Annotated in this window: 20 protein-coding genes and 2 tRNA genes; 18 read left to right on the top strand and 4 right to left on the bottom strand. The window is 73.6% G+C overall.

Features of this window, described 5'->3' with window-relative positions; genetic code table 11:
- The first annotated feature begins 26 nt into the window (after positions 1 to 26).
- The 8 genes from H505_RS43840 (at position 27) to H505_RS0123020 (ending at position 10,073) form a co-directional block, all read left to right on the top strand.
- Positions 27 to 1,601, top strand: coding sequence for a DUF2079 domain-containing protein (locus tag H505_RS43840; RefSeq protein ID WP_051301068.1), 1,575 nt, complete (start codon positions 27 to 29; stop codon positions 1,599 to 1,601).
- A gap of 274 nt (positions 1,602 to 1,875) precedes the next feature.
- The gene (locus tag H505_RS0123055) at positions 1,876 to 2,526 is read left to right on the top strand and encodes a thymidylate synthase family protein (RefSeq protein WP_245592609.1); all 651 of its coding nucleotides are present in this window, start codon (positions 1,876 to 1,878) and stop codon (positions 2,524 to 2,526) included.
- Positions 2,527 to 2,743: 217 nt separating this feature from the next.
- Positions 2,744 to 4,333, top strand: coding sequence for a phosphoglycerate dehydrogenase (serA, locus tag H505_RS0123050; RefSeq protein ID WP_026403863.1), 1,590 nt, complete (start codon positions 2,744 to 2,746; stop codon positions 4,331 to 4,333).
- 487 nt (positions 4,334 to 4,820) lie between these two features.
- Positions 4,821 to 5,528 (top strand): (2Fe-2S)-binding protein, encoded by a 708-nt coding sequence (locus tag H505_RS0123040; protein ID WP_026403862.1) that lies wholly within the window; start codon positions 4,821 to 4,823, stop codon positions 5,526 to 5,528.
- A gap of 76 nt (positions 5,529 to 5,604) precedes the next feature.
- Positions 5,605 to 6,660, top strand: coding sequence for a 3-isopropylmalate dehydrogenase (locus H505_RS0123035; protein ID WP_026403861.1), 1,056 nt, complete (start codon positions 5,605 to 5,607; stop codon positions 6,658 to 6,660).
- Positions 6,661 to 6,829: 169 nt separating this feature from the next.
- Positions 6,830 to 7,933, top strand: a complete 1,104-nt coding sequence (locus H505_RS0123030) for a branched-chain amino acid aminotransferase (protein WP_026403860.1) — start codon at positions 6,830 to 6,832, stop codon at positions 7,931 to 7,933.
- A gap of 247 nt (positions 7,934 to 8,180) precedes the next feature.
- Complete coding sequence (gene cimA, locus H505_RS0123025; RefSeq protein ID WP_026403859.1) at positions 8,181 to 9,758, top strand: citramalate synthase; 1,578 nt, start codon at positions 8,181 to 8,183, stop codon at positions 9,756 to 9,758.
- 33 nt (positions 9,759 to 9,791) lie between these two features.
- On the top strand, positions 9,792 to 10,073 hold the full coding sequence (locus tag H505_RS0123020; RefSeq protein ID WP_026403858.1) for a GNAT family N-acetyltransferase: 282 nt from the start codon (positions 9,792 to 9,794) through the stop codon (positions 10,071 to 10,073).
- 46 nt (positions 10,074 to 10,119) lie between these two features.
- On the opposite strand, the gene H505_RS0123015 is transcribed toward H505_RS0123020, so the two are convergent.
- Complete coding sequence (locus H505_RS0123015; RefSeq protein ID WP_026403857.1) at positions 10,120 to 10,473, bottom strand: antibiotic biosynthesis monooxygenase family protein; 354 nt, start codon at positions 10,471 to 10,473, stop codon at positions 10,120 to 10,122.
- Positions 10,474 to 10,516: 43 nt separating this feature from the next.
- Positions 10,517 to 11,794: a Crp/Fnr family transcriptional regulator gene (locus H505_RS0123010; RefSeq protein WP_157433096.1), complete on the bottom strand. Its 1,278-nt coding sequence runs from the start codon at positions 11,792 to 11,794 to the stop codon at positions 10,517 to 10,519.
- 344 nt (positions 11,795 to 12,138) lie between these two features.
- On the opposite strand from H505_RS0123010, the gene H505_RS43835 reads away from it, so the two are divergent.
- On the top strand, positions 12,139 to 12,402 hold the full coding sequence (locus H505_RS43835; RefSeq protein WP_051301067.1) for a hypothetical protein: 264 nt from the start codon (positions 12,139 to 12,141) through the stop codon (positions 12,400 to 12,402).
- Between the two features lie 39 nt (positions 12,403 to 12,441).
- On the opposite strand, the gene H505_RS47990 is transcribed toward H505_RS43835, so the two are convergent.
- Together H505_RS47990 and H505_RS0122995 are read right to left on the bottom strand one after the other, a co-directional pair.
- Complete coding sequence (locus H505_RS47990) at positions 12,442 to 13,122, bottom strand: GNAT family N-acetyltransferase (RefSeq protein WP_051301066.1); 681 nt, start codon at positions 13,120 to 13,122, stop codon at positions 12,442 to 12,444.
- 133 nt (positions 13,123 to 13,255) lie between these two features.
- Positions 13,256 to 14,125 carry a GntR family transcriptional regulator gene (locus H505_RS0122995; protein WP_026403855.1) on the bottom strand — a complete coding sequence of 290 codons (870 nt, stop codon included), beginning with the start codon at positions 14,123 to 14,125 and terminating at the stop codon, positions 13,256 to 13,258.
- 227 nt (positions 14,126 to 14,352) lie between these two features.
- On the opposite strand from H505_RS0122995, the gene H505_RS0122990 reads away from it, so the two are divergent.
- The 9 genes from H505_RS0122990 (at position 14,353) to H505_RS43820 (ending at position 19,189) form a co-directional block, all read left to right on the top strand.
- Positions 14,353 to 14,538, top strand: coding sequence for a hypothetical protein (locus tag H505_RS0122990; protein WP_026403854.1), 186 nt, complete (start codon positions 14,353 to 14,355; stop codon positions 14,536 to 14,538).
- Between the two features lie 612 nt (positions 14,539 to 15,150).
- Entirely contained in the window at positions 15,151 to 15,555 is a 405-nt protein-coding gene (locus tag H505_RS43825; protein WP_034519387.1) for a DUF6292 family protein, read from the top strand.
- A gap of 200 nt (positions 15,556 to 15,755) precedes the next feature.
- Positions 15,756 to 16,136, top strand: a complete 381-nt coding sequence (locus H505_RS0122975; protein ID WP_026403852.1) for an SEL1-like repeat protein — start codon at positions 15,756 to 15,758, stop codon at positions 16,134 to 16,136.
- A gap of 75 nt (positions 16,137 to 16,211) precedes the next feature.
- Positions 16,212 to 17,114, top strand: a complete 903-nt coding sequence (locus H505_RS0122970) for a cellulose binding domain-containing protein (RefSeq protein WP_026403851.1) — start codon at positions 16,212 to 16,214, stop codon at positions 17,112 to 17,114.
- Positions 17,115 to 17,136: 22 nt separating this feature from the next.
- The gene (locus H505_RS0122965; RefSeq protein WP_026403850.1) at positions 17,137 to 17,901 is read left to right on the top strand and encodes a fumarylacetoacetate hydrolase family protein; all 765 of its coding nucleotides are present in this window, start codon (positions 17,137 to 17,139) and stop codon (positions 17,899 to 17,901) included.
- Positions 17,902 to 18,138: 237 nt separating this feature from the next.
- Positions 18,139 to 18,210: transfer RNA gene (locus H505_RS0122960), tRNA-Gln, on the top strand.
- A gap of 22 nt (positions 18,211 to 18,232) precedes the next feature.
- A tRNA-Glu gene (locus H505_RS0122955) sits at positions 18,233 to 18,305 on the top strand.
- Between the two features lie 118 nt (positions 18,306 to 18,423).
- Complete coding sequence (locus H505_RS0122950; RefSeq protein WP_051301065.1) at positions 18,424 to 18,831, top strand: nuclear transport factor 2 family protein; 408 nt, start codon at positions 18,424 to 18,426, stop codon at positions 18,829 to 18,831.
- Positions 18,832 to 18,919: 88 nt separating this feature from the next.
- Positions 18,920 to 19,189 carry a hypothetical protein gene (locus H505_RS43820; RefSeq protein WP_034519385.1) on the top strand — a complete coding sequence of 90 codons (270 nt, stop codon included), beginning with the start codon at positions 18,920 to 18,922 and terminating at the stop codon, positions 19,187 to 19,189.
- Positions 19,190 to 19,252 lie beyond the last annotated feature (63 nt).

The raw sequence follows: 19,252 nt of genomic DNA, 5'->3' as shown, positions 1-19,252 counted from the left end.
CCGGCGCTGCTGATAGCGTCCGGCTCGTGGCTGAGGGGGTTACGGCCGGCGGGGGAGCGGGCACCCTCGACCGTGCGCCGGCGGGCCGCGCCGGACGGGACGCGCGCCGCCGCTTCGCCGCGCGCGGGCGCCGCCTGCTCGCCCGCGCAGGCGCCCGCTCCGGCGTCCTCGCGACGGCGCTGGTCGCCGCGGCCGTGTACGCCGCGTACTCGCTGCTGCGCCTGCACGCCTTCCGCGCGAGCAGCTACGACCTGGTGATCTTCGACCAGGCGGTCCGCTCCTACAGCGGGTTCGGGCCGCCGGTCGCGCTCGTCAAGGGCGTCCACAACGGCTTCGGGCCCGACTTCTCCGTCCTCGGCGACCACTTCTCGCCGATCCTGGCCGTCCTCGCACCGCTCTACTGGATCCACGACGGCCCCGGCACGCTGCTCGTCGCGCAGGCCGTGCTGTTCGCCGCCGCGATCGTCCCGATCTGGCGGTTCACCGCGCGGCGGCTGGGCCCGGCCGCCGCCTACTGCGCGTCCGGCGCGTACGCGCTGTCGTGGCCGGTCGCCGAGGCGCTCGCGTTCGACTTCCACGAGGTCGCGTTCGTCCCGCTCCTGTCGGCGCTGCTCATCGAGCGGCACGACGCCGGACGGCGCGGGCAGGCGGCGGCCCTCGCGGTCCTCCTGCTGCCGGTCAAGGAGGACATGGGCCTCCTGCTCGCCGGGTTCGGCCTCTACCTGCTCACCCGCCCCGGCGAGCGCCGCTCCGGCGCCGTCCACATCGCGGCCGGGCTCGCCGCCACCTGGGCGGCCTCCCGGTTCCTCATCCCGGCGTTCGGCGGGGACGACGACTACTACTGGGCGTACGGCGCGCTCGGCCCCGACCTGCCGGGCGCCGCCGCGCACGCGCTCACGCACCCCTGGGACGCCCTGGCGCTGCTGGGCGACCCGCCCGCCAAACTCGTCATGATGCTGCTGCTCGCCGCGCCGCTGCTGCTGCTCCCGCTGGCGTCGCCGCTGACGCTCGCCGCGGTCCCGCTGCTCGCGGAGCGGATGCTGGCCTCCGGATTCGAGAACTGGTGGCAGACGCGGTACCACTACAACGCGTTCATCATCGCGGTCCTCGTCCTGGCGGCCGTGGACGGGGCGGTGCGGCTGCGCGACCGCTTCCGCGCCGCCCGCCGCGGGCCGCGCGCCCTCCCCGCCGCCGCCCTGCTGGCCGCCGCGGCCGCCACCGTCCCGTTCTTCGCGTTCGGCGAACTCGCCGACCCGTCCCTCTACCGGCGCGACGCGCGCGCACAGGCCGCGGCGGCCGCGGCGGCGCACGTCCCGTCCGGGGCCCTCGTCGAGGCGGCGAACAACGTCGGCCCGGCGCTCAGCGCCCGCGCGCACGTCCTGCTGCTGGACCGCTGGCCCCGCAACGCGCCGTGGGTCGTCGCCGACGTCGGGCGCCGGACGTTCCCGTTCCGCTCCGTGCACGACCAGCGCGTCCGCGTCCAGGGGCTGCTGCACCTCGGGTACCGGGAGGTCTTCCGGCGGGAGGGGTACGTCGTCCTGCACCATCCCGGCCGCCCGCCCACCGGCAATTTCGGACGGCCGTCCACGACATCGGGATGATCCTCCGGTCAGAATGACCGTGAAGGTGTCGGAAAGGTAAATCTGCCTATCATTTTCGCCAGGACTGCCTGATACTTGAGGAAGTCGTGACGGCCGCGTCCGGCGCGGGCGGCGCAGTCCGCGAAACCGCCGGTCACGCTGCCGGAGCGAGGGCAGGGGCGGAGCACGGAGCGAGGCCGGCGACGGTCCGCGGCAGGCGCGGAATTCCGCCACCGCGCGCCGATGCCGCGGGTGGGAAATACCCGGCCCGGAGAAGCGCGGCGCGGGGTGGGATATGTCGAGTGGTCACGGCGCGCGGCCCCCGGACGTCCGGCGCTTCGACACCTGCGGCCGGGCGTGGATCGCCGTCCTGCGGCACGTCTGGTCCGCCGGCGAGGCCGGCATGGCCGACCGCGGCCCCGTCATCGAGGGCCCGCCGCTGCTGTTCGAGATCGCCGCGCTGAGCCGCGACGACCCGATCCTGCGCGAGCACGGCGACCGCTCCCGCCTCGCCCGTCCCGCCGGGGAGGACGGCCGCCCCGGCGGGCGGGAGGGCGCGTCCGGCGGCGGGGCCCGCCCGGACGCCGATCAGATCCGCTGGGTCGTCGACCTGCTGCGCGCCCGCCCCTGGACCACCAGCGCCTGGATCTCGCTCGCGGCGCCCGGCGAGGCCGGCGCCCCGACCGCCCCGACCGCCCCGACCGCGCTGGCCTTCCGCATCCGCGGCTGCCTGCTCACCCTGACGGCGATGTTCCGCGCGCAGAACGTCCACCGCGCCTACCTCGCCTACCTCCCGCTGCGCGAGGTCCAGCTCCACGTCGCCGAACGGCTCGGGCTGCCGTCCGGCCCGCTCCGCGTCTTCGTCGACGTCCCGCACCTCGCCGTGGCGGACGCCGACCGCGTGGCCGCCATCCTCGCCTCTCAGCCCGAACCCAACGCGGCCTGACCCGTCCGGACCCGGCCTGACCCGTTCGGACCCGTCCGGACCCGGCCGGTCCTTGACCGACCCGGACAAAGGGGAGTTACCGGCGGGTGTTTCCCCGTGCGCGATGACCGGACGCGGCGAGGGATAGACTCGCCGACGGGGCGAGCGCACGACGAGGTGACTCGCGACTTCAGCTGCACGACCGCCCGCACATCCGACTTTCGAAGGACCGTTTCCCTTGAGCAAGCCCGTCGTCCTCGTCGCAGAAGAACTCTCTCCCGCCGGCATCGCCGTGCTGGAGTCCGACTTCGAGGTCCGCCACGTCGACGGAAGCGACCGCGAGCAGCTGCTGCCCGCGGTGGCCGACGTCGACGCGCTGATCGTCCGCAGCGCCACCAAGGTCACCGCGGAGGTGTTCGGGCACGCCGCGAAGCTGCGCGTCGTCGCCCGCGCCGGCGTCGGCCTCGACAACGTCGACGTCGAGGCCGCCACCAAGGCCGGCGTCATGGTCGTGAACGCGCCGACGTCCAACATCGTCACCGCCGCCGAGCACGCCATCGCGCTGCTGCTGGCCACCGCTCGGAACGTGCCACAGGGCCACGCCGCGCTCAAGCAGGGCGAGTGGAAGCGGTCCAAGTACACCGGCGTCGAACTGCAGGGCAAGATCGTCGGCGTCCTCGGCCTCGGCCGCATCGGCGTCCTCGTCGCCCAGCGCCTCGCCGCGTTCGACATGAACGTGATCGCGTTCGACCCGTACGTGCAGGCCGCCCGCGCCGCGCAGCTCGGCGTCAAGCTCGTCACCCTCGACGAGCTGCTCGCCGAGAGCGACTTCATCACCGTGCACCTGCCGAAGACCCCCGAGACCCTCGGGCTCATCGGCGACCGCGAGCTGCACCAGGTCAAGCCGAGCGTCCGCATCGTCAACGCGGCCCGCGGCGGGATCGTCGACGAGCAGGCCCTCGACCTCGCGATCAAGGACGGCCGCGTCGCCGCCGCCGGCCTCGACGTGTTCAGCAGCGAGCCCTGCACCGACAGCCCGCTGTTCCACCACGACAACGTCGTGGTCACCCCGCACCTCGGCGCCAGCACGCACGAGGCGCAGGAGAAGGCGGGCACGCAGGTCGCCCGCTCGGTGAAGCTCGCGCTGTCCGGCGAGTTCGTCCCGGACGCCGTCAACGTGCAGGGCGGCGCCGTCGCCGAGGACGTCAAGCCCGGCCTCCCGCTCGCCGAGAAGCTCGGCCGGATCTTCACCGCCCTCGCCGGCGGCGTCCCGGTCCGGCTCGACGTCGTCGTCCGCGGCGAGATCGCCGAGCACGACGTCAAGGTGCTCGAACTGGCCGCGCTCAAGGGCGTCTTCGTGGACGTCATCGAGGAGGCCGTCACGTTCGTGAACGCGCCCCTCCTGGCGCGCGACCGCGGCGTCGAGGTCACCCTCACCACCAGCGAGGACAGCCCCGACTGGCGCAACGTCGTGCAGGTGCGCGGCACCATGGCCGACGGCGCCGTCGTGTCGGTGTCCGGCACGCTCACCGGCCCCAAGCACGCCGAGCGGCTCATCGAGATCAACGGCTACAACATGGAGCTGGTCCCGACCGCGCACATGGCGTTCTTCTCCTACGAGGACCGCCCCGGCATCGTCGGCGCCGTCGGCAAGCTGCTGGGCGACGAGCAGGTCAACATCGCCGGCATGCAGGTCGGCCGGGACGAGAAGGGCGGCCGCGCGCTGATCGCCCTCACCGTCGACTCCGCCATCCCGGCGCAGCTCGTCGACGCCATCAAGGCCGAGGTCGGCGCCGACATGGGCCGCCGCGTCGACCTGGACGGCTGACCCCCGACCACCGCCGAGGGGCGGGCGCCCGGCACCGCGCCGGACGCCCGCCCCTCCGCCTTTGCGTCTCGCGTACTGAGATTTTCGGCCACCTGTCGGGACACCGCGCGGCGGTGCGGGTACCGTTGCAGGGAGTATGCGGCGCTTCGTGGTAACCCTTCGCTGCCGCAGCGGGGCCTGATCATCGGCGGGCCGGCCCGCTGCGGAGGCAGCCCACGGCCATGAGTCCGATGCCGCGCCGGACCGTGCGAACCACGGCCGCCGGCGGCCCGCACGCCGACCGCTCAGCGAAACCGGAGAACTCCCATGGACAGCACCACCGCGCCCGCCGCCCAGCCCGCCGCCGACGACGCCCGCGACGAGGCGGCCCGCGCCCTGCAGATCGCCCTGGACCGCCGCGACAACGGCGGCCACCCCACCCGCTGACCCGCGCCTCCGGCGCCTCCCGAGGTTGCCGGGCACCCGCGCGGGGCGGCAGGCTCGGGGCATGACGTCGAGTCCCCGCGCGGTCGCGGAGCCCGCCGAGCCGGACGAGGTCGCCGGCGTCCTGCGGGACGTCGCGCGCCTCGGCCCGTACTTCGAGATCCGCACCGACCCGGCGGAAGGGGCCGACCCCACGTGGCGGCCGTTCCCCGAGACCGACCGCGCGCGGCTCGCCGACCTGACCGCCCGGTACGCCGAACGGCTCGGCACCCCCGAGCACCGGGTGGCCGCGTCCGTCCTGTTCCAGGGGCTCGCGTCCCGGGTGTGGTCCCCGGCGGTCGCGGCGGCGGCGCGCGGCGTCGTGCCCGACCTCGCCGGGCTGCACTGGCGGTGGACGCCCGGCGCGCCCGTCGCCCTCCGGCTCGCCGCGCCCGCCGGGTGGCGCGCCGCCGGGACGGACGGCGCCGCACGGCTCGTCCACGACCAGGTCGTCGCCCGGACCCTCGCACCGCTCCGCGACGCGCTGGCGGGCGTCGTGCGGCTCGCCGACGGGCTCGTGTGGGGCAACGCCGCGTCGGCGCTCGCCGGGGGCCTGAGCGTCGGCCCGCGCGACGCCGCGCGGGCGGCGCTCGTCCGGGCGCTGCTGGCGCTCCCGCCGCTGGACGGCACCGGCGGGTTCGGCCCCGCGGGGTTCGTCCGGCGGAGCTGCTGCCTGTACTACCGGGTGCCCGGCGGCGGCATGTGCGGCGACTGCGCCCTGCTCGGGCGCTGACCGGCCGCCCGGCCCGGAGTGCCCGGAATGCGAGATGGAAGCCCATGCAGTGAGACGTTTGCAGTAGAGTGCGCGCATGGCATCGCGCAGCATCCGTCTGGCCGTCATCCCCGGTGACGGGATCGGCCCCGAGGTGGTCGCCGAGGGACTGAAGGTCCTCGAGGCGGTCGCGCCGTCCGGCGGCCTGAAGTTCGAGCAGACCACCTACGACCTGGGCGCCGCCCGCTGGCACCGGACGGGCGAGACGCTGCCCGACACGGTCCTCGGCGAGCTGCGGGAGCAGGAGGTCATCCTGCTCGGCGCCGTCGGCGACCCCAGCGTGCCGAGCGGCGTGCTGGAGCGCGGGCTCCTGCTGCGGACCCGGTTCGAGCTCGACCACTACGTCAACCTGCGCCCGGTCAAGCTGTTTCCGGGCGTCACGACGCCGCTCGCGGGCGTCGGGCCGGACGACATCGACATGGTCGTGGTCCGCGAGGGCACCGAGGGCCCGTACACGGGCGTCGGCGGCGTCCTGCGCAAGGGCACCCGGCACGAGGTCGCGACGCAGGAGAGCGTCAACACCGCCTTCGGTGTCGAGCGGGTGATCCGGTACGCGTTCGAGGTGGCCGCGTCGCGCCCGCGCAAGCACCTGACGCTCGTCCACAAGGACAACGTCCTCACCTTCGCCGGCGACCTCTACCAGCGGACGCTCAAGCGCGTCGGCGCGGAGTACCCGCAGGTCACGACCGCGTACACGCACGTGGACGCGGCCACGATGTTCTTCGTGAACGACCCGGGCCGGTTCGACGTCGTCGTCACCGACAACCTGTTCGGCGACATCATCACCGACATCGGCGCCGCCATCGCGGGCGGCATCGGCCTGGCCGCGTCCGGCAACGTCAACCCGGACCGGACGGCCCCGTCGATGTTCGAGCCCGTGCACGGCAGCGCCCCCGACATCGCGGGGCAGGGCAAGGCCGACCCGACCGCCACCATCCTGTCGGTCGCGATGCTGCTCGACCACGTCGGCGCCGGCGACGCCGCGCGCCGGGTCGAGCGGGCGGTGTCGGACGACCTGGGCGAGCGCGGCGCGCTCGGCGCCCGGTCGACCGCGCAGATCGGCGACGCGATCGCCAAGCGAGTATCCGGCTAGGGGCGCGCCTCCTGCCGGAACTGGGACACTCCGGGCGTGCCATGCGGCGCGCCCGGTTTTCCGTGTGCGCCGTTACCGAGGAGTCACCTCCACGAAGTACGACAATAAGGACTAAAGACGCCTATGCGGCGATGGGGCCGCACCGGCGATCCGCGAGAGGACAACCGCGATGAGCAGCAACCTGGACTTCGAGATCACGCTCACCGACCGGCCCGCGTCGGCCGCCGAGCGCGAGCGCGTCCTGGCCGACCCGGGCTTCGGCCGGTACTTCACCGACCACATGGTCACGATCCGCTACTCGGCGGACCGCGGCTGGTACGACGCGAAGCTCGAACCGTACGGGCCGATCCCGATGGACCCGGCGTGCCAGGTGTTCCACTACGCGCAGGAGCTCTTCGAGGGCCTCAAGGCGTACAAGCAGCCGGACGGCTCGATCGTCACGTTCCGCCCCTACATGAACGCCGCGCGGATGAACCGGTCCGCCAAGCGGATGGCGATGCCGCAGATCCCGGACGAGCTGTTCGTCCGCGCCTGCGAGCTCCTCGTCGGCACCGACCGCGCGTGGGTCCCGGACACCGAGGGGCACAGCCTCTACCTGCGCCCGTTCATGTTCGCCACCACCCGCGCCCTCGGCGTCAACAACCCGGCCAGCGAGTTCCTGTTCATGGTCATCGCCTCGCCGTCCGGGCTGTACTACCCGCGCGGCATCAAGCCCGTCTCGGTGTGGCTGTCGCAGGACTACACCCGCGCCGCCCCCGGCGGGACGGGCGAGGCGAAGTTCGGCGGCAACTACGCGGCGTCCTTCGCCGGGCAGGCCGAGGCCGTCGAGCAGGGCTGCGACCAGGTCGTCTGGCTCGACGCGGTGGAGCACCGCTGGGTCGAGGAGGTCGGCTCGATGAACCTCATGTTCGTCTACGGCTCCGGCTCGGACGCGCGCATCCTCACGCCCGCGCTCACCGGCACCCTGCTCGCCGGCATCACCCGCGACTCCATGCTCAAGCTCGCGCCCGACCTCGGCATCCAGGCCGAGGAAGGCAAGATCAGCATCGACGAGTGGCAGGCGGGCTGCGCGTCCGGCGAGATCACCGAGGTGTTCGGCTGCGGCACCGCCGCGATCATCAGCCCGGTCGGGCACGTCAAGGGCCACGACCGCGAGTGGACGATCGGCGACGGCGAGCCCGGCGAGATCTCGATGCGGCTCCGCGAGGAGCTCATCGGCATCCAGTACGGCACCCGCCCCGACCCGTACGGCTGGGTCCACAAGATCGTCTGATCCGGAGGCGCGCCGGGGCGGCTCCGGCCGTCCCGGCCGGCGCCGCGCGTCTCGGCATGTGGGATCACGTTCTCAGCATTGGGTCGGGTGTGGCACACTGGGTGCATCATGCGCCACAGCCTCGTGATTATCGGCTGGCGCGCCGGCATCTGACGGGACATCGCCGGCGCGCAGACCTCTCACGTCCGTGAGGGGTCTTTTTTGTGTCCTGGCGCCGATCCGCCCATATCTGGGGGTTTCCGAAACCATGCAAGCTGACGCTTTCCACGTCTACGACACCACGCTGCGCGACGGCTCGCAGCAGGAGGGGCTCAACCTCTCCGTGGCCGACAAGCTCGCCATCGCGCGGCACCTGGACGACCTGGGCATCGGCTTCATCGAGGGCGGCTGGCCGGGCGCCAACCCCAAGGACACCGAGTTCTTCAGGCGGGCTCAGACCGAGCTGGACCTGAAGCACGCGCGGCTCACCGCGTTCGGCGCGACCCGCCGGGCCGGGGTGAAGGCGGCCGACGACCCGCAGGTCGCCGCGCTGCGCGAATCCGGCGCGTCCGTCGTGACCCTGGTCGCCAAGAGTCACGACAGGCACGTCGAGCTGGCCCTCCGCACCAGCCTGGAGGAGAACCTCGCGATGATCCGCGACACGGTCTCCCACCTGCGTGCGGAGGGCCGACGCGTCTTCCTGGACGCCGAGCACTTCTTCGACGGCTACAAGGCGAACCGCGCGTACGCGCTGGAGGCCGTCCGCACCGCCGCCGAGGCCGGCGCGGACGTCGTCGCGCTGTGCGACACCAACGGCGGCATGCTGCCGGACGAGCTCGCCGACGTCGTCCACGAGGTCGTGTCCCTCGGCGTGCGGGTCGGCATCCACTGCCACGACGACTCGGGCTGCGCGGTCGCGAACTCGCTCGCCGCCGTGAAGGCCGGCGCGACGCACGTCCAGGGGTGCGCCAACGGGTACGGCGAGCGCAGCGGCAACGCGAACCTGTTCACCCTCGTCGGGAACCTCCAGCTCAAGCGGGGGATGAGCCTGGTGCGGGACGACCAGCTCGCCGAGATGACCCGGATCGCGCATGCGGTGTCCGAGGTCACGAACGTGACGCCGAGCTCGCAGCAGCCCTACGTGGGCCTGTCGGCGTTCGCGCACAAGGCGGGCCTGCACGCGTCCGCCGTCAAGGTCGACCCGGACCTGTACCAGCACATCGACCCGGCGGCCGTCGGCAACGACATGCGGATGCTCGTGTCCAGCATGGCCGGGCGCGCCTCGGTCGAGCTGAAGGGCCGCGAGCTCGGCTACGACCTGTCCGGCGACAAGGCGAAGGCCGTCGTCGACCGCGTCAAGGAGCTGGAGTCGACCGGCTACACCTACGAGGCCGCCGACGCCTCCTTCGAGCTCCTCCTGCGCGAGGAGCTGACGGGCGTCCGGCAGCGGCACTTCGAGGTCGAGTCGTGGCGGTCGATCGTGGAGCGCCGTCCGGACGGCTCCATGATCAGCGAGGCGACGGTGAAGCTGCACGCCAAGGGCGAGCGGATCATCGCGACCGGCGAGGGCAACGGCCCCGTCAACGCCCTCGACAACGCCCTGCGCATCGCGCTGGAGCGGCTGTACCCGGAGCTGGCGCGGCTGGAGCTCGTCGACTACAAGGTCCGCATCCTGGAGGGCGCCCACGGCACCGACGCCCGCACCCGGGTGCTGGTCGAGTCGGGCGACGGCACGCGCGAGTGGGGCACGGTCGGCGTCGAGGACAACGTCATCGCCGCGTCCTGGCAGGCCCTCGAGGAGGCCGTCACCTACTGCCTGCTGCACGCCGGCCACGAGGTCGGCTGACCGCCGGGCCCGCGGGTCGGGGATGATCGGGACATGAGCACCGACGTCAGCGACAACACCGCCGAGCAGCGCTACGACATCACCGTGGACGGCGCCCCCGCCGGCTTCGCCGAGTACGAACCGGGGGAGGGCGTCGTCATGTTCACGCACACCGAGATCGACCCGGCCTTCAAGGGGCGGGGCGTGGGCGGCGCGCTGGCCAGGGGAGCGCTCGACGACGTGCGGGCGCGGGGCCTGCGCGTCGTCCCGCTGTGCCCGTTCATCAAGGGGTGGATCGAGAAGCACCCCGACTACCAGGACCTCGTGGCCCGCTGACGTTCCGGCGGCGTCCGGCCGCCCGGGACGGACGCCGCCGGGCCGTTCAGGAGTCGGCGGGCTTCGGGGCGGCGCTCTGGACGACCTCGAAGCTCCACAGTTCGGCGCCCGCGGCGGCCGGGCCGCCGTGCCCGTGCCCGTGCCCGGCGGGGCGGTCCTTCGCGGCCTCGGCGTGGCCGCGCTGGAACGCCTGGCTCTCGGTCCAGCGCTGGAAGTCCTCCTCGCTGCGCCACTTCGTGTAGACCAGGTACCGGTCCTGGCCCTCGACGGGGCGCAGCAGCTCGAAGCCCTCGAACCCCTCGGCCGACTCCACCAGGCCGGCCCGGCCGGCGAACCGGCGCTCGATCTCCTCGCGCATCTCCGGGTTCACGGTCAGGACGTTGATCTTCACGACGGACACGCGGGTCTCCTTCGGCTCGGGTGCTTGCTCCCCCTGCATCGTCCTACATCGCCTGCGGCCACGACGCCCCGCCCTCCAGGGTGAGCCACGCCGACAGCCGCGCCTCCTTCACCCGGACCCGGACGCGCGCGTACCGGCCGGGGTCGACGAGACCCGGCCCCGAGCGGATCACCGAGTCGTAGACGAAGTCGGACGCCACGAACGCCAGGTCCGCGCCCGTCTCGGCGGCCCGGCGCTTCACCGCGGGGGCGTCCACGAGCCGCCGGGCGGTGATGATCGCGATGCCGGAGACGCCGCGGTCGCCGCGCTGCACCGGCCCCACGTGCAGCGCCGCGCGGAGCCGGAGCCGCGTCGCGTCCGCCGCGCGCCGGTTGTGCCGCCGCAGCGACGCCGCGAGGTGCGCGAGCATCGGGTCCACGACCCGCTCGGTCGGGATGGTCGGCGGGACCACGATCAGCGCGCCGTCCCCCCGGTCCTCCTGGTAGAGCCGGGAGAAGTCGATGCCGGACGCCGCGAACGCCGCGTCCAGCCGCTCGTACATCGCCTCCACCACCACGCGCCGGTCGGCGTCGGTGCGCCGCGGCGAGCCGAACCCGGTGATGTCGGTGACGAGCACCGAGCAGTTGCCGTTCGTCCAGTCCGGCGGGGCGGGCCCCCGGTCCTCGGTCTGCCGCCGGTACACCTGCCGTTCGAGGACGGCCCGGACCCGGGGGTGCTCGGCCAGGAACCCGGCGAACGCCTCGGCCGGGACCCGCAGCGCCGCCACGTCGCCCTCCGCGGTCACCGTGGCGGACCGGTCCCGGACGAGCAGCGCCGCCCGCTCGCCGACCAGTTCGCCCGGCCCGCGGAACGCCAGGATCCGCTGGTCGATCCCCTCCCGCACCCACACGCGCGTCCAGCCGTCGAGGATCACGATGGCCTCGTGGGCGGGCCCGCCCTCCTCGCACAGCGCGTCCTCCTTGCCGTAGACGTGCCCGCGCCCGCGGGCGAGCAGCGCGCGGCGCTCGTCCGGGGCCAGCGCGCCCCAGAACGTCGTCTCGGCGTAGCGGCCCCCGGCGGGTTCCATGGGCCGCGGGACGGCCACGATGTCGGTGCCCGGCGCGGGCTCGGGTTCGGGCGCCCCGGCCCGCAGGTACTGGACGACCGCGTTCGTCAGGGCGGCCGCCGGCAGCGACAGGAACGCCAGGACGCCCACGACCGCCGCGCCCGACGAGCCGTCCAGCCCGTACCCCAGCACGACCCCGAACAGCGTCACGGGCGTGGTCACCTGCGCGCTCAGCAGGCCCGGGCCCGCGCGTCCACCGTTTCGTCGAGTCCTCACGATGCTTCCTTCCCCAAGGAAGGCCCGGCCCGCTCCCGCCGGCTCCTCGGCACTCGTCGGATGCCCCACGTCCCACGCTCAGGCTAAGACGCGATGCAGTGAATCGCCATATGTTTGATGTACAAAAGGCGGTGAATGTTGGCTAACCTGATGGCGACAGTACGACGACGAGGGAGGGCGGCCGGGTTTCCGTGCGGCCGGGACAGGGCAAATCCCCCTGTACACCCTTTTCCGGGGCAGGGGACGGCTGGTCGAGGGCTGCACATCGGCCTGACGGCGTCCGGCCGAGCCCCCGGCGTCGGACGGAGCCGCCCCTCGCTCTCCGGATTGGAGATGAGCAGGTCATGAGCAACGCTCGAGCCGACGAGAACGCCCCCGAGGTCCGCGCGGAGGCGGTCCCGCAGGGCGAGCGGGTCACGATCAACCTCACCGGCAAGGCCGTCCAGGCCCTGCAGCGGCTCCAGGAGATGACCGGCTACAACAAGACCGACTGCATCAACCGGGCGCTGATCATCTCCGCCGAGATCGAGCGGATGTCGCGCGAGCCGGGCGCCGTCTACTGGCGCGAGACCCCCGACAGCGACCTGATGCTCGTCCGCTTCGTCTGACCCCCGCGCGCCCCGGCCGCCTCGGCACGGGGAAGGTCCTCAGGAGCCCTGCGGCTCCCGGGCGGCCTCGCGGATGCGCGGCGCGGCGGGCTCGGGGCCGATCGGCTTCTCGAACACCGCGCCCGACGGCGACCGGTCGCTGGTCGTCCGGGTCGCGATGTGCTGGAACCCCTGCTCCTTGTAGTAGCCGTGCAGTTCGCCGTTGTCCGACCAGACGTCGATCCTGATGAGCCGCGCGGTCGGCAGCATCGACCGCCCCTTGCGGCCCGCCCAGTCGATCAGTTCGGCGCCCAGCCCGGCGCCCGCGTGCCCGCGCTCGATGACGAGCCGGTGCAGGTAGACGGCGTCGATCTCGCGCTCGCGGGCGGTCCACAGCTCCTCGTGGCCGACCAGCCTGATGGTGACCGTGCCGATGGGTTCCGTGCCGATGGGGTTCCCGCCGAGGGGATCCGTGCCGAGGGGATCCGTGCCGGGGGCCTCCTCGAACAGCAGCCAGGTCTCGGCATTCAGCAGCCCCTCGTACACCCGTTCGCGGCGGCCGTCCGGGTTCGGCCACGGCCGGTTCCACTGGCGCGTCGCGGGCTTCTCCGCCCGGAGCCATGCCGCGGCCCCGTCGATGAGCCCGAGGACGACGTCGAGTTCGTCCGTGCGGGCGGGGCGGATGCGGTAGCTGGGAAGTGGGATCCGGCGGCGTTGACGGGTCCCGGTGTCAGTGTCCACGTGCTGCTGCGCTCCGAGAGTGAACCGCCCCCGTCGCCCGGGCCCGCCGGGAGCCGAGGCTGCCGGCGGACGGCCGGGGCACGGGAGGCGTGCGGTTGGGTGCGGGTGCCGGCGGGCCGGTCCGCGCGGCGCGTCAGCCGTCGTCGTCGTCCGGTGACACGATGCGCGACCCTCCCTGGCCGGGCCGCAGGAGGACGTCCTCGGGAACGTCTCCCGCGTTGTAGTGCAGGCGGGTCCGGTCCGCGGGCCAGACCGTCACGGTGAGACGGAAGGCCCGGCCGCTCTCCGAGTACGCCGTTCGGACGGTCTCGAAGACCACGTCGGCGGCCGAGTCGCCGAGGCTGAAGAAGTACTTCTCGTTCTCGTCCGGAACGCGCGCCCGGATCTCGTCGTGGAAGCCGACCTCGGTGTAGCCGAGGGTCTCCTTCAGGTAGGCGACCGCGCCCTCGGGGATGTTGCGCGGCTTGAGCAGCCGGGACGCCCCCGCGGTCGCGAACTCCAGCGGATAGAAGGACGTCTGCATCGCCCACGGGCGCCCGTCGAGGTGGAGGAGCTGGTGCCGGGAGATGAACTCGGTGTCCTCGTCCGTCTGCAGGTACCAGGAGATGACCTGCGACCCTTCCTGGATCTCCACCTTGACGGGAGAGACGGTCACCTTCCGGCCCGCGGGGATGAACGCGTCCCGGTTGTACCACTCGCCTTCCCCGCCGCCGGGCGCCAGGCCCAGCGCGGTGGCGGACAGGGTGACGTGGTCCGCCTGCGGGCGGTCGACGACGAACGTGCCCTTGCCCTGCTCGGAGCGGACGGCGCCCTGCCTCTGCAGCCAGGCCAGCGCCTCGCGGACGGTGTTGCGCGCGACGCCGTACTGCAGTTCGAGGTCCTTCTCCGGCGGCAGCCGCCGCCGCCCGCCGGCTCCGTCGCCGGGCGCGAGGTCGCCGCGCTCGATGCGCTGGAGCAGGTCGTCGGCGACGTCGCGCCACCGCGGAGGCGTCGTGCGGGCCATGGTTCCGCTCCTTCCGACCTGACGGCCTGCCGACGTCCGGCTACGAACCGGACATCAGGTACCGAACAAGCTCTTCCCCGCCCACATGTTTGCAACCTCTAAAAAGGGTAACACTGTTGGTGAAAGACTTGTTGGTACAAGTCAACGAGATGAGATCTCGGAGAAGCGTAGCAGGCGGCGGTGTCCCTGAAGAGACACCTCCCGAATGCGCGGAGAAGGAGGACAGCATGGCCGTCGTCTACCTATGGGTTCTCGTGCCGACGCTGCTGTTCGTGGCCATCACGCTCTATGTCGTGTTCGCCGGGTGGACCAGCAGGAACGTGGTCTTCCGCGCCGGCGGCTCCTCGCGCACGGCGCCCCTGGTCAACGTGGTGCGCCGGGACGAGCGCGAGCCGGAGCGCACCACGGCGTGACCGCCCGTCGAGGCGGGCGGGCCGCTCGGCCGAAGGAGAGTGCACAGTGGAAGAGAGCCGGTTCGGTGAGCTGCCGACCGCGCGGGCGCACCCGCGGCTGGTTCTGACGCCGGTGCGGGAGGCGGCGCCGTTCCCCGGGGCGTGCCCCGACGCGGCCGTCGGCGTCGTCCGTCCACTGCGCGTCGTGCCCCCGGCGGAACGGCGTTCCCGCAATTGGAGTTCGATCAGGGAAATGAGGCTTCCCGCCGCTTCGCGCGCGGTGCGCGAAAGGCGGGCCCTGGGGGTCTCGGTCGTGGTGGGGCCGGTCGTGGGCGCGACCGTCGTCATCGCGCCGAGAATGGTCGCCGCCGCGCGGCGATGGACGTCCCGCCGGTCGTCCCCGGCCGGGGGCGGCGGGCGGGGCGCGGCCCGGTAGGGGAGGGGGCGGGCGTCCTGGGTCGAGGCGCCCGCCGCCGGGTCGCCGGGCACGGAGAACGGCGGAGCGGAAAGGAGGTTCGGGGCCGAGGGGGTTGATTTGCGCTGCCCGCCGGGGGATATTTAGGTCACCAAATGGGACAAATCGGATTCCATCTCCCATACTTCGATTGAAGTCATACAGAGAGGGAGCTCCCAGTGACCGGCAACCTTCGACCCCTGCCTCACCCGGACCCCTTCGTCGACGTCACCCGCGGATACATCACCGCGGTCGCCGACGAACTCGCGGCCGGCGGCGTGCGGCTCGCCGACGTCTGGCTCGACCCGTCCGACCCCCGGGACGCGACCTTCGTCCTCGGGGAGCGGGCCCTCGTCTGGAACGAGACCGACGGCTTCGTGGTCGGCGACTTCGTCTCCGGCGCGCAAGGCGACCGCACCGTGCTGCGCGACCCCGTCCGGCTCGGCGGCGGAGTGCTGGCCGACCCGCGCGAGGTCGCCGGACGCCTGGCCGGCCCCGCCGGCGGCGCCCCCGTCCGGCTCCGCTCCTACGCCGACGGGCACGACGGCTTCGAAGACGCGCTCGCCCGCTACGGCGACCGCTGAGCCCGCCCCGCCGCGCGCGGCCGCCGTGTCCGCGGCCGCGCGCGGGACTTTCCGCCGGCACCGGCACGGGAAAGGAGGAGTTCCGGCGGAATCGGCGAAATCGGTGGCGGATTTCGGGTGCGGCGGTCACCATGGGACGAGCGCGGCACGCGCGGCGTTCCCGCATGCCGTTTCCAGCCCCCGAACACCGGAGTGATCGTATGCCTGTCCGACCCTGGAACCCCGAGGAACTCGGGCGTCCGACGGACGGAGGCCGGGTCGACGTGGCCTTCGGGCTGGGCCGGGTGTACGAGCTGGAGGGCGACCTCGAACGGGCCGCCGACTGGTACCGGCGGGCCGCCGAGTCCGGGCACCCCGGCGCGCCCCTGCGGCTCGGCGCCGTGCTCGGCCGGCTGGCCGACGCCCGGTCCGCCGACGCGTCCGACGAGTCCGCCGAGGACCTGCTCGCCGAGGCGAGCCGCTGGCTGAGCGGCGTGCAGGCCGCCACCACCCCGCACGCCATCGAACTGATCACCGACATGCTGAACCGGCACCAGCGCCAGGCCGCGCGGCGGGGACTGGAACCGACCGCGACGGGCTGAACCGCCCGCGCGGGACGAACCTCGCCGCCGTCCCGGCCGTCGGACTCCATGAGACCGACGACGGGAGAGCGATCGATGAGCGGCGACCCGACCCCGCGGCGCGACCGCCGGTCCATGCCCCCGGACCCCGCGGCCGCCACCGAACTCGCCGTCCCCGGTGCGGACCCGGCCGCCACCGACCCGGACCCGAACGCCACCGAACCCGACCCGCCCGCCGCGCCGGACGGCCCCGCCCCCGCCGACACCGCGCCGGACGTCCCGGACGAGCGCGGCACGGGCGACCCCGAGGACGTGCGGGTCGCGCCGCTGCACGCCCCGCCCGCCCGGCGCCGGCGGTCCGGCGGCACCGCCGAACTCCCCGACCCGGAGGCCCCCTCGGCCCCGCCCGCGCGCACGGCCGGCGGGAGCGTGCGGGGAGTGGCCTTCGCGCTGGGGACCGGCGTGCTCGTGGTCGCCGTGGCCCTCCTCGCGGTGTTCGCCCTCGGCGACGACGGGGAGCCGGACGCCGCCCCGGCCGAGACCCGCGCGGCGACGCCCCGGGCCGCCGCGCCCGAGGGGACGAGCGGCGGCGCGGCGCCCGCGCCGACGACCGTCCCGCCGTCCGCCGGGACGTCCCCGCCGCCCGCCGGGGCGTCCGGCGGGCCCGTCGCCGGGGCGGAGCCGCCGCCGGGGGGCGACGGCGTCACGTTCCAGGTCGTCGAGGACGGCCCCGGCTACTACGAAGGCTCGTTCGTCGTCACCAACCGCACCGGGCGGCCGCTGGCGTCGTGGCGGCTGACGTTCCTGGCGCCCGGCTCGGACGTCCGCAACGTGTGGGGCGGACGGCTGGTGCGGGGCGGCGAGCGGGCGGTGATCGAGAACGCGCCGGGGGCGGCGGCCGTCCCGCCGATGGGGACGGTGACGGTCCGGTTCGGCGCCGCGGGGGAGCCGGTGCCGCCCGCCGAGTGCGTCCTCAACGGCGCGGGGTGCGGCCTCTGACCGGGGTACTAGGCTCTCGACCATGCGTATCGCCAGGTTCTCCACCGACGAGGGCATGTCCTTCGGGGTGGTGGAGGAGAACACCGTCGCCGCCGTCGCGGCGCATCCGTTCGGGGAGCTCGCCTTCACCGGGCACCGGTACCCGCTCGCCGACGTCCGGCTGCTGGCCCCGATCCTGCCCAGCAAGGTCATCGCGATCGGCAAGAACTACGCCGAGCACGCCGCGGAGATGGGCGGGGAGGCCCCCGCCGAGCCGCTGATCTTCGCGAAGCCGTCGACGAGCGTGATCGGACCGGGCGAGGCGATCGCCTACCCGGAGAAGCTGTCCGAGCGGGTCGACCACGAGGGCGAGCTCGCGCTGGTGATCGGCCGGATGTGCCGGGAGGTGCCGGCGTCCCGGGCCGCCGAGGTGATCCTCGGCTACACCTGCGCGAACGACGTCACCGCCCGCGACCTGCAGGCCCGCGACGGCCAGTGGACGCGCGCGAAGGGGTTCGACACGTTCTGCCCGCTGGGCCCGTGGATCGAGACCGAGGTCGATCCGGCGGACCTGGCGATCAGCACGACCGTGAACGGCGAGGTCCGGCAGAGCGCCCGCACGTCGCAGCTCATCCACGACATCCCGAAGCTCGTCGAGTACGTCAGCCAAGTCATGACGCTGCTGCCGGGCGACGTCATCCTCACCGGCACCCCGGCGGGCGTGGGCCCGCTGGAGGTCGGCGACGAGGTCAGCGTGACCGTCGAGAACGTCGGGACCCTCACCAACCGGGTCATCGCCCGCGACTAGCCGGCCGGATCGCGGAAGGCGTCCGGGGAGCGTCCCGGGCGCCGGTCCGGGCCGTCCGGGACCGCGTTCGGGCTGGTCCCGTGCCCGCGCGACCCGGACGGCGGGCGGCTCGAACCGTCCGCGATGGAGACGCGCGGGCGACCGTCCGCTATTCGTTTTGGTCCAAGTCCCCGACTCCTGTATTCTCATCGAGGCGCGAGCGACCGGCCCGAAAGGCAGGAAGCCCGCGTACCTCTCTGGGGTATGGTGTAATCGGCAGCACGACTGATTCTGGTTCAGTTAGTCTAGGTTCGAGTCCTGGTACCCCAGCTGCGTCCGCGAAAGCGGACAGGCCCCCGTCGTCTAGTGGCCTAGGACGCCGCCCTCTCAAGGCGGTAACGGCGGTTCGAATCCGCTCGGGGGTACTGTCCGCGAAACCGCAGACCCACGGTCTGCGGTTTTTTCGTGTTCCCGGACCGGTGAGCGGGACGCGGACGGCGGCGCGCCCCGCGAGCGCCGTAGAGAAGAGAAATGACCTCCACGATGAGCGACCGCGAACAGATCATCGAGCGGCTCGCCGAGATGGCCGCCGCCCTCGACCGCCGCGACTGGGACGCCGTCGGCGCGATGTTCGTCCCGGACGCCACCGGCTACGGCCGCACCGGACGGGACACGATCGTCGCCCGGGTCCGCGCGCACCTCGGCGGCTGCGGGCCGTCGCAGCACCTCCTCGGCAACCACCGCGTCGAGATCCGCGGCGACGAGGCGCGCTCCCTCACCTACGCGCGCGTCCACCACCAGGGCGAGGGGGAGGCGGCGGGGCGCGCCTACGAGTGCTTCGGCGAGTACGAGGACCACTGGACCCGGACCCCGGACGGCTGGCGCATGACCTCCCGAACGTTCACGATCTCGCACGACCTCGGCGACTTCGGCGTCCTGCGTCCGGGCTGAGCACCCCGCCGCGGACCGTCATCCGCCCTTCCCCGGACGTGTGGCGAAATGCGCGGACCGGACACCGGAACCCGGTCATGCTGCGGGCATGAAACGTTCTGGAGGGACGGCGCGCCCGTCCCGCGTCCTCCTCGCCCGCCGCCCCGCCCGCGCCGCCGTGCTGCTCGCCGCGTGCGCCGCCGTCCTGCTCACGCTGACCGCGTGCGGCGAGACCGCCACCCGGCAGTCCTTCACCGACGAGCACGGCCGCGCCTGCGCCTACGTCCTCATCGAGGAGCCCGGCGGCGACAAGGACGTCGGCGACATCGACTGCGACTTCCCGCCCGGCCACGTCCCGAGCCCGGCCCCGACCGGGTAGAACGTCCAGGTCAGACCAACGTTTTACCCGAGCGTCGGGGTTCGGGTCGTTTGTCCTTCGTCG

Source organism: Actinomadura rifamycini DSM 43936 (assembly GCF_000425065.1).
Taxonomy (GTDB): domain Bacteria; phylum Actinomycetota; class Actinomycetes; order Streptosporangiales; family Streptosporangiaceae; genus Spirillospora; species Spirillospora rifamycini.
Note: the sequence above shows the minus strand (reverse complement) of the source record. Positions and strands in the feature narration are given on the sequence as shown.

What these genes read in the sequence shown, in the direction of transcription:
- H505_RS0123055 (WP_245592609.1), top strand. Translation starts at nt 1,876, where the DNA reads ATGTCGAGTGGTCACGGCGCGCGGCCCCCGGACGTCCGGCGCTTCGAC.
- H505_RS0123040 (WP_026403862.1), top strand. Translation starts at nt 4,821, where the DNA reads ATGACGTCGAGTCCCCGCGCGGTCGCGGAGCCCGCCGAGCCGGACGAG.
- H505_RS0123035 (WP_026403861.1), top strand. Translation starts at nt 5,605, where the DNA reads ATGGCATCGCGCAGCATCCGTCTGGCCGTCATCCCCGGTGACGGGATC.
- H505_RS0123030 (WP_026403860.1), top strand. Translation starts at nt 6,830, where the DNA reads ATGAGCAGCAACCTGGACTTCGAGATCACGCTCACCGACCGGCCCGCG.
- cimA (WP_026403859.1), top strand. Translation starts at nt 8,181, where the DNA reads ATGCAAGCTGACGCTTTCCACGTCTACGACACCACGCTGCGCGACGGC.
- H505_RS0123020 (WP_026403858.1), top strand. Translation starts at nt 9,792, where the DNA reads ATGAGCACCGACGTCAGCGACAACACCGCCGAGCAGCGCTACGACATC.
- H505_RS43835 (WP_051301067.1), top strand. Translation starts at nt 12,139, where the DNA reads ATGAGCAACGCTCGAGCCGACGAGAACGCCCCCGAGGTCCGCGCGGAG.
- H505_RS0122995 (WP_026403855.1), bottom strand. Translation starts at nt 14,125, where the DNA reads ATGGCCCGCACGACGCCTCCGCGGTGGCGCGACGTCGCCGACGACCTG.
- H505_RS0122990 (WP_026403854.1), top strand. Translation starts at nt 14,353, where the DNA reads ATGGCCGTCGTCTACCTATGGGTTCTCGTGCCGACGCTGCTGTTCGTG.
- H505_RS0122975 (WP_026403852.1), top strand. Translation starts at nt 15,756, where the DNA reads ATGCCTGTCCGACCCTGGAACCCCGAGGAACTCGGGCGTCCGACGGAC.
- H505_RS0122970 (WP_026403851.1), top strand. Translation starts at nt 16,212, where the DNA reads ATGAGCGGCGACCCGACCCCGCGGCGCGACCGCCGGTCCATGCCCCCG.
- H505_RS0122965 (WP_026403850.1), top strand. Translation starts at nt 17,137, where the DNA reads ATGCGTATCGCCAGGTTCTCCACCGACGAGGGCATGTCCTTCGGGGTG.
- H505_RS0122950 (WP_051301065.1), top strand. Translation starts at nt 18,424, where the DNA reads ATGAGCGACCGCGAACAGATCATCGAGCGGCTCGCCGAGATGGCCGCC.
- H505_RS43820 (WP_034519385.1), top strand. Translation starts at nt 18,920, where the DNA reads ATGAAACGTTCTGGAGGGACGGCGCGCCCGTCCCGCGTCCTCCTCGCC.